General features: G+C 71.2%; 10 protein-coding genes, 2 tRNA genes and 2 pseudogenes. 5 read left to right on the top strand and 9 right to left on the bottom strand.

All coding sequences use genetic code 11. The annotated features are described in order from the left end of the window. Positions 1 to 114: 114 nt before the first annotated feature. Positions 115 to 191 (bottom strand) — tRNA-Pro (locus tag ABZ896_RS26580). 130 nt (positions 192 to 321) lie between these two features. Here ABZ896_RS26580 and ABZ896_RS26575 point away from each other — a divergent pair. After that, positions 322 to 392, top strand: a tRNA-Gly gene (locus ABZ896_RS26575). Positions 393 to 470: 78 nt separating this feature from the next. Here ABZ896_RS26575 and ABZ896_RS26570 read toward each other — a convergent pair. Further along, positions 471 to 665, bottom strand: a complete 195-nt coding sequence (locus ABZ896_RS26570; protein WP_020136157.1) for a hypothetical protein — start codon at positions 663 to 665, stop codon at positions 471 to 473. Between the two features lie 267 nt (positions 666 to 932). Here ABZ896_RS26570 and ABZ896_RS26565 point away from each other — a divergent pair, with 267 nt between their 5' ends. Then, a complete protein-coding gene (locus tag ABZ896_RS26565) occupies positions 933 to 2,036 on the top strand; it encodes an acyltransferase family protein (RefSeq protein ID WP_360934048.1) in 1,104 nt (367 codons plus the stop codon). Here ABZ896_RS26565 and ABZ896_RS26560 read toward each other — a convergent pair. The 4 genes and pseudogenes from ABZ896_RS26560 to ABZ896_RS26545 all read right to left on the bottom strand — a co-directional run bounded on the left by ABZ896_RS26560 (position 2,026) and on the right by ABZ896_RS26545 (position 4,897). Beyond that, the gene (locus tag ABZ896_RS26560; RefSeq protein WP_360934045.1) at positions 2,026 to 2,484 is read right to left on the bottom strand and encodes an HD domain-containing protein; all 459 of its coding nucleotides are present in this window, start codon (positions 2,482 to 2,484) and stop codon (positions 2,026 to 2,028) included. The genes ABZ896_RS26565 and ABZ896_RS26560 overlap by 11 nt on opposite strands. Continuing rightward, positions 2,481 to 3,497, bottom strand: a pseudogene (locus tag ABZ896_RS26555) (ABC transporter permease); the annotation flags it as partial. The pseudogene ABZ896_RS26555 and the gene ABZ896_RS26560, both read right to left, overlap by 4 nt. Then, positions 3,491 to 3,604: pseudogene (locus ABZ896_RS26550) on the bottom strand (ABC transporter ATP-binding protein); the annotation flags it as partial. The pseudogenes ABZ896_RS26555 and ABZ896_RS26550, both read right to left, overlap by 7 nt. A gap of 117 nt (positions 3,605 to 3,721) precedes the next feature. Then, the gene (locus tag ABZ896_RS26545) at positions 3,722 to 4,897 is read right to left on the bottom strand and encodes a PP2C family protein-serine/threonine phosphatase (protein WP_360934042.1); all 1,176 of its coding nucleotides are present in this window, start codon (positions 4,895 to 4,897) and stop codon (positions 3,722 to 3,724) included. A 162-nt stretch (positions 4,898 to 5,059) separates the two neighbouring features. Between ABZ896_RS26545 and ABZ896_RS26540 the strand changes: the two genes are divergently transcribed. Continuing rightward, on the top strand, positions 5,060 to 6,289 hold the full coding sequence (locus ABZ896_RS26540) for a GNAT family N-acetyltransferase (protein ID WP_360934040.1): 1,230 nt from the start codon (positions 5,060 to 5,062) through the stop codon (positions 6,287 to 6,289). A gap of 34 nt (positions 6,290 to 6,323) precedes the next feature. Here ABZ896_RS26540 and ABZ896_RS26535 read toward each other — a convergent pair whose 3' ends face one another. Beyond that, the gene (locus tag ABZ896_RS26535) at positions 6,324 to 7,133 is read right to left on the bottom strand and encodes a DNA-formamidopyrimidine glycosylase family protein (RefSeq protein ID WP_360934037.1); all 810 of its coding nucleotides are present in this window, start codon (positions 7,131 to 7,133) and stop codon (positions 6,324 to 6,326) included. 56 nt (positions 7,134 to 7,189) lie between these two features. Next, a complete protein-coding gene (locus tag ABZ896_RS26530; protein ID WP_360934034.1) occupies positions 7,190 to 7,675 on the bottom strand; it encodes a ribose-5-phosphate isomerase in 486 nt (161 codons plus the stop codon). Positions 7,676 to 7,879: 204 nt separating this feature from the next. Between ABZ896_RS26530 and ABZ896_RS26525 the strand changes: the two genes are divergently transcribed. Continuing rightward, the gene (locus ABZ896_RS26525) at positions 7,880 to 9,307 is read left to right on the top strand and encodes an amino acid permease (RefSeq protein WP_360934031.1); all 1,428 of its coding nucleotides are present in this window, start codon (positions 7,880 to 7,882) and stop codon (positions 9,305 to 9,307) included. Positions 9,308 to 9,368: 61 nt separating this feature from the next. Here ABZ896_RS26525 and ABZ896_RS26520 read toward each other — a convergent pair whose 3' ends face one another. Further along, a complete protein-coding gene (locus ABZ896_RS26520; RefSeq protein ID WP_360934028.1) occupies positions 9,369 to 12,944 on the bottom strand; it encodes a protein kinase in 3,576 nt (1,191 codons plus the stop codon). 194 nt (positions 12,945 to 13,138) lie between these two features. Between ABZ896_RS26520 and ABZ896_RS26515 the strand changes: the two genes are divergently transcribed. Further along, a complete protein-coding gene (locus ABZ896_RS26515; protein WP_360934025.1) occupies positions 13,139 to 13,855 on the top strand; it encodes an LPXTG cell wall anchor domain-containing protein in 717 nt (238 codons plus the stop codon). The last annotated feature ends 68 nt before the right edge of the window (positions 13,856 to 13,923 follow it).

Here is a 13,923-nt window from a genome sequence, read left to right as displayed (position 1 = left end):
TAGCCGCCCGGAGGACTTCATCAGAGGAGAGACACACGGGCGTGCAGCTTGCATAGTAACGGCAGCGGCGACACGCCCCAAAGGCGATCACTGGAGACGATCCGGATGATCAGATGGTCGGGGTGGCGGGATTTGAACCCACGGCCTTCCGCTCCCAAAGCGGACGCGCTACCAAGCTGCGCCACACCCCGTCTGGTGCGACACGTAGGGTACATGCCCGCGGGGGGGGCACGGCCGCCCTATTAACCGGGTGTGCGGCGAGGGGGGACGACCCGCTAGGATGCTCCAGTGCCGCGGTCACCGATCTGCGGCGCGCTCCGTGCGGGCGTAGCTCAATGGTAGAGCCCTAGTCTTCCAAACTAGCTACGCGGGTTCGATTCCCGTCGCCCGCTCTGACAAGGCCTCCGGCCCGGTCCCCTTCGAGGGGTCGGGCCGGAGGTCTTTGTGGTTCTTCGCCGGGTGGTGCGGGGCTAGAACTGGATCGAGTTGATGGTGTCCGCTATCGAGTCCAGGAAGCGTTGGATGTCGTCGGCCATGCCGGTCGAGGCGAGGAAGAAGCCGAAGAGCACGGCGACGATGGCGGGTCCCGCCTTGATGGAGCCGCCCCGCATCAACACCACCAGGATGATCCCCAACAGCAGCACCACTGACAGTGAAATGGCCACAACTGATCACACCCTCGGTCGGTCCGCTCCCGGCCCGGGGACGCGACCCCGCGCACCCCCGCCAGAACCATCGTGCCACCAACGCGGCCCGCATATGCGGCCGGTGAGCCAACGTTTGGCCAGGCCGATACCCGGGGTGGCCGCGATGGCCGGATCATTTCGGTGCGAACCCCCCTGCGGACGCCCCGGGATGACACCGTGAGTGAACAACGGGGAGCCGTCAAGCGGGTTTTACGGAAACACACAGCCGGGTCTAAGGTGCCTCAGATGTTTTCAGCCGCCGCCGACGCCGTCCCCCGTCCGCGCCCGCCGCGGGCCGAGCAGCGCGACCCCTTCTTCGACAACGCCAAGTACCTCGCGATCGTCCTGGTGGCCGTCGCCCACTCCTGGGAACCGATCAAGGACGACAGCCGGATCCTGGAGGGCGTGTACACGGTCGTGTACATGTTCCACATGCCGGCGTTCATCGTGATCTCCGGGTTCTTCTCGCGCGGCTTCGACATGCGCCCCGACCGACTGCGGCGGCTGGTCACCGGTGTCGCCGTGCCGTACGTCGTCTTCGAGACGGCGTACGCCCTCTTCCAGCGCTACGGCGGCCACGACCCCGGCATGGAGATCAGCCTCCTCGACCCGTGGTTCCTGACCTGGTTCCTGGTCGCCCTGTTCGTCTGGCGGCTGACCACCCCGGTCTGGAAGGTCGTGCGGTGGCCGCTGCCGCTCGCGCTCGGCATCGCGATGCTGGCGTCCGTGACTCCGGACATCGGCGACGACCTGGACCTCCAGCGGGTGCTGCAGTTCCTGCCGTACTTCGTCCTGGGCCTGGTGCTGAAGCCCGAGCACTTCCGGCTGGTGCGCCGGCGCTCGGTGCGGGTCGCGGCGGTGCCGGTGTTCGCGGCCGCGCTCGCCGTCGGCTGGTGGGCGGTGCCGCGCATGGACGTCGAGTGGTTCTTCCACCGGGACGCCGTGCAGCAGCTGGGCGCGCCCTGGTGGACGGGCCCGCTGATGGTCCTGGCGATGTTCGCCTGCTCGCTGCTGCTGACGGCCTGCTTCTTCGCCTGGGTGCCGGGCCGGCGGCTGTGGTGCACCGCGCTCGGCGCGGGCACGCTCTACGGCTATCTGCTGCACGGCTTCCTGATCAAGGCCGCCGAGTACGCGGGCTGGTTCGACCGCGCCTGGCTGCACCGCCCGCTCGGCGAGCTCTTCGTGAGCGCCCTCGCCGCGCTCGCCGTCACCGCGCTGTGCACCGCGCCGGTACGGCGACTCTTCCGGTGTGTGATGGAGCCCGACATGAAGTGGGCGTTCAAGCCCGACGCGGTCCCCGAGCGGATCCCGCCCGTGGTGCCGGCCCCGCGTCAGAAGGTCAACGCGTAGGGACACCGAGCAGCGCGCGCATCCTGGCGTACTTCTCGGTCAGCCGCGCCCTGGTCGCCCCGTCGAGCACGGCGAGGCGCTCGGGGTCCGCGTTGTGCGCCAGGTCCGCCTCCTTGACCAGGAGCGCGCCCGGGGTGACGAGGATGCGCCCGGCGTACGCCTCCGGCGGCTCCCCGGCCCGCTTGGTGACGGCGAGCACGATGTCCTTCGTACGGCGGCTCAGGGCCGCCTCCTCCAGCCAGTGCGCGGAGAGCGCGTCGTCCTCGACGGCGTCGTGCAGCCAGGCCGCCGCGATCTGCTCCTCGTCGCCGCCCCGCGCGCGGACTCCCTCGGCGACCGCGCTCAGGTGTTCGGCGTAGGGCCGGCCCGCCTTGTCGGTCTGGCCCTCGTGGGCGGCGCGGGCGGTGGCCTCGACCTCGGCCAGGGTGAGTCGTCCGGTGTGCGTCACCCGTCCAGTGTCTCCGCCCGGAGCGCGGCGCGGGCGGGAAGGGTGACCGCGGTCAGCCCGAGCGCCACGGTCGCGCCCGCGAAGAGGCCGTAGACCAGGGGCGGGATGTACGGCCCCTCCCCCGTCAGCCCCTTCGTCATCGGCACCAGCGTGGCCAGGGCGATCGCCGTGCCGAGGACGATGCCGGCGAGGGCTACCAGGAGGGCCTCCCAGCGGACCATGCGCAGCACCTGGCGGCGGGTGGAGCCGATGAGGCGGAGCGTGCCGAGTTCGCGATGGGGGTCCCCCCGCGCGAGGTTGTTCGAGCGTGGGGGAGGGCGAGGACGGTCATCACCAGCGTGTTGACGGCGGCGACGGCCGCGAAGCCGCCGAGGACGGCCGCCATGACGTTGTTCGCCCAGGCGTTGAGCGCGCGGTCGACGGACTGGGCGGTGGTGTAGTCGTCCTTGGTCCACAGTTCGGTGTCGTAGGCGCTGCTGACGTGGGGTGCGAGGTCGGCGCGGGCCATCGTCACCTGGGCGAGGCCCAGGCCGCGGCCGTACGTGGCCACGATCCGGGGCTCGGCGCGGGTGCCGTCGGGGAGGCGGACCGGGGGGGCGGTCGCCGACGGCGCGGTCGGCGTTGTCGGCGACGGTGGCGTCGACCGCGATCTCCCCGGCTTTCAGGGCCAGTTGGCCTTGGCGCACGTCCAAGTCCTGTACGGCGTCCAGGTCGTGGGCCGTGCCGATGACGCCCTGTGCTGAGGCCGAGGCGAGCGAGCCGTCCGACGCGGGCACCAGCACCGAGGTGCGCAACAGGCCCACGGCGGCGGTGACTTCGGGGGCGCGCTCGGCCTGTCGTACGGCGTCCGGGGCCAGCCCCGGGTCGGCGGTGACGATGTGGTCGGCGAGGATGCCCGCGCGCTGCTGCTTCTCGGTGACGCGGTCCTCGCTGGTGTGCATGAAGACGAGGACCGACGAGAAGGCCATGGCGAGCACGATCGGGGTGATCGCGGAGGCCAGACGGCGAACGTGCCGGGCGGGAGGGTGAGGTCGATACCGCGCAGGGCGTGGACGGCGGAGGAACCCCGCCCGTAGCGGCGGGTCACTCCGTGCAGTTCTACGGCCCAGGCGGCTGGCACGGCGGGGGCCCTTCGATCCGTTGCGTCGTCCTCTCGAACGTACGGATCGGGGGTGGCCCGGGGCGATGAGGTCGGCCGGCGGATGGGCCCGGGGGGAAACCCCACCCGGCGGGGCGACTACACCCGGACCGACGCGTGCCCTTCGCGGCTGATCAGCAGCAGCGCCCGGTCGTCGTTGACGTCCTTCGCGACCGCCTCGATGAGGTGCCAGGCCGCGCCGTGGAAGCCGCCGGCGACATAGCGGTCCGCCTCGCCGGTGAGGCGGTCGATGCCCTCCACTATGTCGCGGTCGGACGTCTCCACCAGACCGTCTGTGAACAGCATCAACACGTCACCGGGCCGCAGCGAGCCCTTCACAGGGTCGAACTGCGCGCCGTCGTACACACCGAGAAGCGGCCCCTCCGCTGCCTTCTCCTCCCAGCGGCCGCTGCCCGAGCTCAGCTGAAGGCCCGGCGGATGCCCCGCGGAGTACAACTCGTAGTCGCCCGAGTCCAGGTCGAGGACGAGGTGGATGGACGTGGCGAAACCTTCGTCCCAGTCCTGCCGCAGCAGATAGCCGTTCGCGGCCGGCAGGAACGCGTGCGGGGGCAGGGAACCCAACAGTCCGCCGAACGCGCCCGACAGCAGCAGCGCACGCGACGCCGCGTCCATGCCCTTGCCGGAGACGTCCGTGAGGACGACCTCCATGGTCCGGCCGCCGTTGGTCCGCGCCGCGACGACGAAGTCACCGGAGAACGACTGGCCGCCCGCCGGCCGCAGCGCCATCTCGCGGTGCCAGCCGGGCGGCAGCGTCGGCAGCTTGCTCTGCACGCGGATGCGTTCGCGCAGGTCGAACAGCATGGTTCCGCCACGCCGCCAGGGCACGCCGACCCGGCTGCGGAACTGCGCGATCAGCAGCCCGAAGAACCCGCAGGCGGCCACGACCAGGACCACACCCGGTGTGACCCGCGAGGGCCCCTCGGTGTACGGCCCGAGCTGCACCGACTCCACGATCAGCGCGGTGGCCGCGGCCGCGTACAGCCCGAGCAGGCTCGCCGGGCGCAGCAGCAGGCCGCCGGCGACGATCGGGAGGACCAGCGCGGCCGGGGAGCACCACACCTCGTTCATCAGCGTGACGGCGGCGATCAGCGGGATCGTGAGCAGCAGACCCGCGAGCGCGACCCAGTCCGAGCCGTCGCCGCGGAAGTAGTCCACGGCGCTTCTGCGCACGCCGACGCGGGCCCGGTGCCACTGCATTCTCAACCGGGCCGTGAACGTCTCGGCTTCCGCGCGCCGCTCTCGTCCTGCTGCCATTAGTTCGGGACCCTATCCATCGGACCAGCTGCTTGGCACGGGAGGTCCCACTTGTCCCCCGTCCGAGGTTCAACTTCACAGTGAACTTCACCGGGGGCCGTCGCGTCGCCGCCAAGGAGAAATTCCCTCGCTCGTCCCGCAATGCCCTGGTAGGCATGGTTCATGGGGACTGACTTGCGGGTGCTCGAACAGGATGACTGGGACCAGTGGTACGACGGCCTGGTCCGTGCCTTTGGCGGGGTCGCGGAGTCGGCCGAGGAGCAGGCGCTGTGGCGCGAACTCACCGAACGGGACCGCTCGATCGGCGCCTGGGACGGTGACCTGTGCGTCGGCACGGCGGGGGCGTTCTCCTTCCGGCTCACCGTGCCGGGCGGCGCCTCGGTGCCGGCGGCGGGCGTCACCATGGTCAGCGTGGCCGGCACGCACCGCAGGCGCGGTGTGCTGACCTCGATGATGCGCCGCCAGCTGGACGACGTCCGCGCCTGGGGCGAGCCGCTGGCCGTCCTGACGGCGTCGGAACCGGCCATCTACGGCCGGTTCGGGTACGCCGCCGCCACCTTCCATCTCAACGCCGACATCGACACGACCCGGGTCCGGCTCACCGTGCCGCCCGGCACCGACGCCGTACGGCTGCGGTACGCGGCGCCCGCCGACGTGCTGGAGGCGTGCGAGGCGGTGTACGCGCGTCTGGTGCCCGGGCGGCCGGGCATGGTGGCCCGGATCCCCGGCTGGGAGAAGCTGTGGCTGCTCGACCCGGAGAGCGAGCGGGACGGCGCCTCGCCGCTGCAGTGCGTGGTCGCGGAGCGGGACGGCGAGGTCGTCGGGTACGTCCGCTACCGCGTGAAGGCGGACTGGGAGCCCGCCGGGCCCAAGGGCACGGTCGTCCTCTCGGACCTCGACGCGCTGGACGCCCCGGCGCACGCCGCGCTGTGGCGCTTCCTGTTCGACCTCGACCTCACGAGCCGGATCGACGCGCGGCGCCGCCCGGTCGACGAGCCGTGGCAGTACCTCGCCTCCGACCTGCGCCGCTGCGGACTCCTGCTCCGGGACTCCCTGCACGTCCGCCTGGTCGACGTCGGGGCGGCCCTGGAGGCGCGGACCTACCAGGCGCCGGTGGACGTCGTGTTGGAGGTCGAGGACGCCTTCTGCCCCTGGAACAGCGGGCGTTGGCGCCTGAGCGGCGACGCCAAGGGCGCGTCCTGCTCCCGTACGACGGACTCGGCCGATCTCGCCCTGTCCGTACGGGAGTTGGCGGCCGCGTACCTCGGTGGCGTGAGCCTCTCCTCGTTGGCGACCGCCGGACTGGTGCGGGAGGTACGGCAGGGGGCGTTGACGGAGGCGACGGTGGCGTTCGGGGCGGCGGTGGCGCCCTGGCTGCCGCACGGGTTCTAGTCAGGCGTCGGACCTTACGGCTTCTGGCCGGGCGTCAGGCTTTCTGGCAGCCGGGGCACCAGAAGAGGTTGCGGGCGGCGAGATCGGCGGTGCGGATCTCGCCGCCACAGATGTGACAGGGCAGGTTCGCCCTGCGGTACACGTAGACCTCGCCGCCGTGGTCGTCGACGCGGGGCGGGCGGCCCATCGCCTCCGGGGTGTGCTCGGGGCGGACCGTGTCGATGCGGTTGTTGCGGACGCCCTCGCGCATCAGGTCGACGAGGTCGGCCCAGATCGCGTCCCACTCGGCGGGGGTGATGTCCTTGCCCGCGCGGTACGGGTCGACGCGGTGCCGGAAGAGGACCTCGGCGCGGTAGACGTTGCCGACGCCGGCGATGACCTTCTGGTCCATCAGCAGGGCCGCGATCGTCGTACGGCTGCGGGAGATCCGCCGGTGGGCGGCGCGCGGGTCGGCGTCCTCGCGCAGCGGGTCCGGGCCGAGGCGGTCGTGTATCGCCCGCTTCTCGTCGGGGGTGATCAGCGCGCAGGTCGTGGGGCCGCGGAGATCGACGTACGCCGTGCTGTTCGCGAGCCGCAGCCGGACGGTGTCCGTGGGCGGGGGCGCGGGGGCGTCGCCGAAGGCGACCTTGCCGAAGAGGCCGAGGTGGATGTGGACCCAGTCGCTGTCGCGGAAGCCGAGGAAGAGGTGCTTGCCGTGCGCCTCGGTACGGGTCAGCTCGGAGCCGTCGAGCAGGGCGGCGGCGTCGGAGAACTTGCCCTGGGGGCTGGTGACGCGGGGTGCCGTGCCGAGAAACCTGGCGCCGTAGTCCTGCGCCAGCCGGTGAATGGTGTGCCCCTCAGGCACGGGCCCCTCTTTCCTCGTCGTCCGTCTTTCCTCGTCGGCCGTCCTCCGGCTGCGAACTACTGCTGGGGGTGGTGGGCCGGGATCGGGGGCAGGTCGCCGGTCGTCTCGTAGTCGGCCAGCATCTCGATACGGCGGGCGTGGCGCTCGTCACCGGAGAACGGCGTGCCGAGGAAGGTCTCGACGAACTTCGTCGCCTCCTCCGTGGTGTGCATGCGCCCGCCGATGGCCACGACGTTGGCGTTGTTGTGCTGACGCCCGAGCGCCGCGGTCTCCTCGCTCCACGCGAGGGCCGCGCGCACGCCCTTGACCTTGTTCGCCGCGATCTGCTCGCCGTTGCCGGAGCCGCCGATCACGATGCCGAGGGCGTCGGGGTCCGCCGCCGTCCGCTCCGCGGCGCGGAGGCAGAACGGCGGGTAGTCGTCCTGGGCGTCGTAGATGTGGGGGCCGCAGTCCACCGGGTCGTGACCGGCCGCCTTCAGCCAGTCGACGAGGTGGTTCTTGAGTTCGAAGCCCGCATGGTCGGAGCCGAGATACACGCGCATGGGATGAGTGTGACATGGCTGTTTCGGGGCAGCAGCCTCGGGTGTCGGCCCGGAAAACTCTGCAGGCCACCATGGAACCTCAAGGAAACCTCAAGTAACGATCTGGATTCAGAGGTTCACGAATTACTTAACCTCCGATTCACTGGACCGACTCGTACGCCGCTCGTACGCCACTCCCCCACCTGGCGCGAAGGAATTCCCCCCATGACTGGTCTCCAGGCCGGACTCAAGGACCGCCATCTCTCGATGATCGCCATCGGCGGCGTCATCGGTGCCGGTCTCTTCGTCGGCTCCAGCTCGGGCATCGCCACCGCGGGCCCCGGCATCCTCCTGTCGTACGCCCTCGTCGGTCTGCTCGTCGTCCTCGTGATGCGGATGCTCGGCGAGATGTCGGCGGCCAACCCCACCTCCGGCTCGTTCTCCGCGCACGCCGACCGCGCGCTCGGCCGTTGGGCCGGCTTCTCCATCGGCTGGCTGTACTGGTTCTTCTGGGTCGTGGTGCTCGCGGTGGAGGCCACCGCCGGCGCCAAGATCCTGGAGGGCTGGATCCCGGCCGTACCGCAGTGGGGCTGGGCGCTGATCGTGATGATCGTGCTCACCGCCACCAACCTCGTGTCCGTGGGCTCCTACGGCGAGTTCGAGTTCTGGTTCGCCGGGATCAAGGTCGTGGCGATCGGCGCGTTCATCGTGATCGGCCTGCTGGCCGTGTTCGGTGTGCTGCCGGGCGTCGACGCGGACCAGGCGGGCTTCTCCAACCTCACCGGGCACGGCGGGTTCCTGCCGAACGGCGCGGGCGCGATCCTCACCGGTGTCCTGCTGGTCGTCTTCTCCTTCATGGGCAGCGAGATCGTCACGCTCGCCGCGGGCGAGACCGCGAACCCGCAGCAGGCCGTCACCAAGGCCACCAACAGCGTGATCTGGCGGATCGCCGTCTTCTACCTGGGCTCGATCTTCGTCGTCGTCACGCTGCTGCCGTGGGACTCCAAGTCCATCGCCGACGAGGGGTCCTACGTCGCCGCCCTGGACTCGCTCGGTATCGCGCACGCCGGTCAGATCATGAACTTCATCGTGCTGACCTCGGTGCTGTCCTGTCTCAACTCCGGCCTCTACACGGCCTCCCGGATGGCCTTCTCGCTCGGCGAGCGGGGGGACGCGCCGAAGTCGTTCGCGCGCGTCAACTCCCGGGGCGTACCGATGGCCGCGATCCTCGCGTCCGTGGTCTTCGGTTTCGTCGCCGTCTTCTTCAACTACCTCTCGCCCGACAAGATCTTCCTCTTCCTGGTCAACTCCTCAGGCGCGGTCGCCCTGTTCGTGTGGCTGGTCATCTGCGCCTCGCAGCTGCGGATGCGGCGGATCATCCAGGCCGAGGCGCCGGAGAAGCTGGTCGTGAAGATGTGGCTGTACCCGTATCTGACGTGGGCGACGGCCGCGTTGATCGTGTTCGTCCTCGGCTACATGCTGACCGACACGGAGCACGACGGGCGTACGACCGTGCTGTTGTCGTTGCTCGTCGCGGCGGGGGTGCTGGTCGTCGCGGTGGTCAAGGAGCGGGTCGGGGGCGGGCGTTCGGCGGTCGCGGTGGCGAGCGCGGGCGGTGAGGGCGAGGCGACGGACAAGGTGTCCGTGGGCTGACCTTCCCGGTATCGGGCCCCGTGGCGTGTGCCGCGGGGCCCGTTCTGCTTTTCAGAGAACTTCAGAGGGCGGTGAAGCTGTCGCGGACCTTCTCGTACGTCGGCACGGCCGTGCTCTCCGTGTCGGCCTGGTACCAGGTGCTGATCTCGTACGACATTCTGCCCTTGCGGAAGCCGAGGAGGCGGGCGTGCCAGGGTTCGCCCTGCGTGGTGACCGTGTACTCCCAGGCGACGGCGGGCCGGTCCTGGAAGGTGGTCTCCTCCAGCCGGATCCTGCGGTAGCCCTGGCCCTTGCTGGTGTGGGTGGCCTCTTCCTGCTCCCAGTTCTGCAGGAGGGTGGAGTTCTTGGTGGCCATGCTCGCCCGGCCCCAGATCTCCTGGGTGCCGTCGGGTGAGGTGTAGCGCACGTACGACCCGCTGAAGACCGTCCGCTTCCAGCCGTCGGGCGGGATCCAGGTGAACAGCCCGGACTCGTTGCGGGTGCCGGGCGGGAGGGGCGGCCTGGAGGTGCCCTCGACGGTGGGTGAGGGGCCGGTGGTGGAGGCGGAGGCGGACGGTGGGATCGACGTCGACGGGTTCGCACGGTTGTCGTCGGGCGAGCCGTTCATCAGGAGGACGGCGACGACGACCGCGCCCGCGGTGATGGCGGCGGCCAGGGCGACGAGGATCGCGGTGCGGCGGTGGGGGTGGGCGGTGTGGGGTGGGGGTGTGCGGAGGGGGTGGGGGCCTAGGAGGAGGGAGGAGTTGGGGGTGTTGGTGGGGTCGGGGATTCCGGGGCCGGTGTCGGTGTCGGGGTGGGTGTTTGTGGGGGTGTCTGGGGCGGTGCCGGAGGCCGGGGCTTGGCGTGGATCGGGGCCGGTGCCGGAGGCCGGGGCTTCGCCTGCGTCTGCGCCCGCACGGCCTGTGTTGGAGCTGGGGAGTTGACCCGCGCCGGCGTCGGGGGCGGTGCGGGGTAGCAGGACTTGGCCCGCGCCGGCGTCACGGCTGGCGCCGGGGCCGGGGAGTTGACCGGCGCCCACGTCGGGGCCGGTGCGGGGTAGCAGGGCTTGGCCCGCGCCGGCGTCACGGCTGACGCCGGGGCCGGGGAGTTGACCCGGGCTGGCCTTAGGGCCGGTGCCGGGTAGCAGGGCTTGGCCCGCGCCCGCGTCACGGCCTGCGCCGGAGCTGGAGAGTTGGCCCGCGCCGGCCTCAGGGCTGGTGCCTGGTAGCAAGGCTTGGCCCGCGCCCGCGGCAAATCCTGTACCGGAGGCGGGGAGTTGACCTGCGCCCGCGTCGGGAGCCAGGGCTTGGGGCGCGTTGGTGTCTCGGTCGGTGCCGGGCGTGGCGGGGGTGGGGGTTTCCAAGTCCTGGGCGGCTGGCGGGCGTTGTTCGGGGACCGGCTTCGCGCGGGCCAGGGAGACGCCGGGGCGTCGGGGGGTGGCTCGGGTGGGGGCGGAGGCCAGACTGTCGCGGGTCGGGGCCTCCGGGCCCGGGAAGTGCTCGGTGGGGGCGCCGGCGGTCAGGGAGTCCTGAGTGGGAGCGCTGGCCACGGGGTGGCTCGCGGTGGGTACGGAGGCGCGGAGCGCGGCCGCCGCGGAATTCCCGGACGGCGTCTCGGAACGGACCTCCGAGCGCTCGCCGGAGGCGGCTTCCGTGGAGGCGCTCGCGGCCTGAGAGGCGGGCGGCACGAACGGCTCGGCGGAGGCGGCTCCCCTGGGGGCGCTGGCAGCCTGAGAGGCGGGCGGCACGGACGGCTCCGCGGACGCGGCTCCCCTAGAAGCACCGGCGGCCTGGGTCTCCCGCGGCACGAACGGCTCGACGGAAGCACCGGCGGCCTGGGGCTCAGGCGGCACAAACGGTTCGGCCGAGGCAGCTTCGCTGGAGGCGCTCGCGGACGGCACGGACGGTTCCGCGGACGCGGCTCCCCTAGAAGCACCGGCGGCCTGGGTCTCCCGCGACACGAACGGCTCGACGGAAGCACCGGCGGCCTGGGGCTCAGGCGGCACAAACGGTTCGGCCGAGGCAGCTTCGCTGGAGGCGCTCGCGGACGGCACGGACGGCTCCCCCAGGGCCGCGGGTTGGATTCTTGCGTCGGGTGCCTCCGTGACCTGTCGGAACCCTTCGGGTGGGGTGTGTGGAGGAGTGCGGTGGGTGTCTGAGTCAGCGGGCCCGTTCGGTACGGCGTCTGCGGGGACGGCATCGGCGGGTTCGCTCTCGGGAGAGCCCGGCCCGGCCTGGCCCTCCGACGCGGTGGGCTCGACATCACCCTGCACGGCAGAAGGCCCGGCCTCGCCTCCTCCGGGGGGAAGGACCTCCGCACCCGACGGCGCCTCTGTCCTCGTGCCGAGCTCAGGTGTCCGCACGGGCTCGGACACCGGCCCCGGTTCACCGCCCGCATCCGGCACCCGTGGATCGCGTACCGCCCGTACGAGCCCGGCCCCCAGATAGGCCGGTGTGGGCAGTTCCCTCGGTGTCCACGGAGACGGAGGGGCCGCCTCCGAGGCAGCGGCCGGTTCAGCCGACGGGTCCTGCGCGGCCCGCCCCTCGGCCTCCTCCGTGACGCCTCGCGAGTCCGCCGACGCGACGGGCACCCCCGCTGACGACCCCGGTGCGCCAGGCGACTCGGCCCCCGCCGGCACCGGCACCCCGATCTCCGCCCCCGGCTCCGGACCCACACCGGCCGCCGGCGGCGTCTCCCGCTCAGGTCCACCGCCCCGAATCCCCCGGCCTGCCCGACGTCCCGGACGCTCGGCCTCCTCCCTCGCGCGTGCCGCTCCCGAATCCGTCTCGATCAGATCACCGGCACTCGACCCCACGCCCTCTCCCCCGCCCACCGGCATCGTCGGTGTCGAAGCCGGGAACGCGATCGGGCGGAGGGCGGCGTGGAGGTCTTCCAGGGCCGGGCGTACGGTCGGGTCCTTTTCCAGGAGCGCGGCGAGGATGTCGGTCAGCGGGCCCGCCGATGACGGGAGTTGGGGCTCCTCGTACAGCACCGCGTGCAGCGTCGCGAGGGTGGTGTCGCGGGAGAAGGGGGAGCGGCCGCCGAGCGCCGCGCACAGGGTCGCGCCGAGGGACCAGATGTCGGACGGAGGCCCCTGCGGTCGCCCGGCGATCCGCTCCGGCGCCATGTAGTCCGGCGAGCCGACCAGCATCCCCACCATCGTGAGCGCCTTCGCGTCCTGCATCGCCGCGATCCCGAAGTCCGTGAGGACGACCCGCCGTCCGCCCCGCTCCCCGGACTCCACGAGGACGTTCCCGGGTTTGATGTCCCGGTGCAGCACCCCGCGCGCATGGACCTGCCGCAGCGCCTCCACCAGCCCGAGTCCGATGCGCGCGGTCTCCGCGGGCCCCAGCGGACCGTCCTCCACCATGATCCGTTCCAGGGAGCGGCCCCGGACCAACTCCATGACGATCCACAGGCGTTCGCCCTCGTCCACCACGTCGTAGACCCGTACGACGTTCGGGTGGTCGATCCGGGCCGTGGCCCTGGCCTCGCGCAGCGTCCGCTCACGCCGGGTGCGGGTGTCCTCCGCGTCGAGGCCGTCGATGCGCATCTCCTTGACGGCCACCTGCCGGTCGAGCATTTCGTCGGCGGCCCGCCACACCCGCCCCATTCCCCCCTGACCGATACTCTCGACCAGGCGATAACGTCCGGTCACCAGAAGCCCTGGAACTCCGCCGCTCCTCGTGTTTCCCGTATTCCCCGGCAATCCGCTGCACCCCCTCAACGCCGCCCCGGTCAACACTACTTCAACACAATGGTCACACTTCGCGCCGTACCAGCATAGTGCGGAGAAATCTTGTGGTACCTCTTCCAGTACTGCGAATTCAGGCGCAGCCAAGGGGGACGAACATGAGTTCTCGTCGTATGACGACCATCGCCGGAACGCTGGTCACAGCGTCTTTCTCGGCGGTGATGATCCTTCCGTTCACCGCCGCGGCGGACGAAGGACCCGCAAGTGGCAAGGGGGGAAAAGCCGTTGACGCGGCACCGGCCGGTGTCAAGCTGACGACGACGCTGCCGTCGCAGATCGACGTCGACAACAGTTCGCAGGAGACCGCGCTCACCGCGTCGGTGAAGAACGAGGGGACCAAGGACAGCGGAAAGATCAGGCTTTTGGTCGTCGGTTTCGACGGCATGACGGTCAAAAACGTTCAAGGCTGCTCTCCGATTGCGGAAAAGGATCTGCCGGAGGGCTCGAACAGCGGTTTCGCCTGCGCCATCGACAATCTCGCGGCCGGTAAGTCGGAGTCGTACGACGTGGACGCGACATTCGATCTCAGCAAGACCGGCAAGATCTGTCTTCCGGTGCAGACGAGTGACGGAAAGAAGACGTTCTGGCAGCAGGGTCCGGTTCCCTTCGGGACCACGAACCCGACGCCGAACGCCCCGGCCACCCCGCTGCTGCTGGGGACCGACAACAAGCCCGTGGCGCCGGGCGGCGACGCGCTGCCGAAGACCGGCAGCGAGCGGGTCATGCTGCCGCTGGGCGCGGCGGGCGCGATGCTGCTGACGGCGGGCGGGGCCGGGCTGTGGTGGTCGCAGCGGCGGCCGCGGCAGACCGACTGACCCGACAGGCTCGCCGTAGTGCTGCTCCAGCGTCTCCTGGTCCAGCCCGCGCAGCTCCAGCGCGGTGA

The organism is Streptomyces sp. NPDC047072, from assembly GCF_040643855.1.
Taxonomy (GTDB): domain Bacteria; phylum Actinomycetota; class Actinomycetes; order Streptomycetales; family Streptomycetaceae; genus Streptomyces.
The sequence above is the reverse complement of the archived record's forward strand: the minus strand, read 5'-3'. Positions and strand labels throughout refer to the sequence as shown.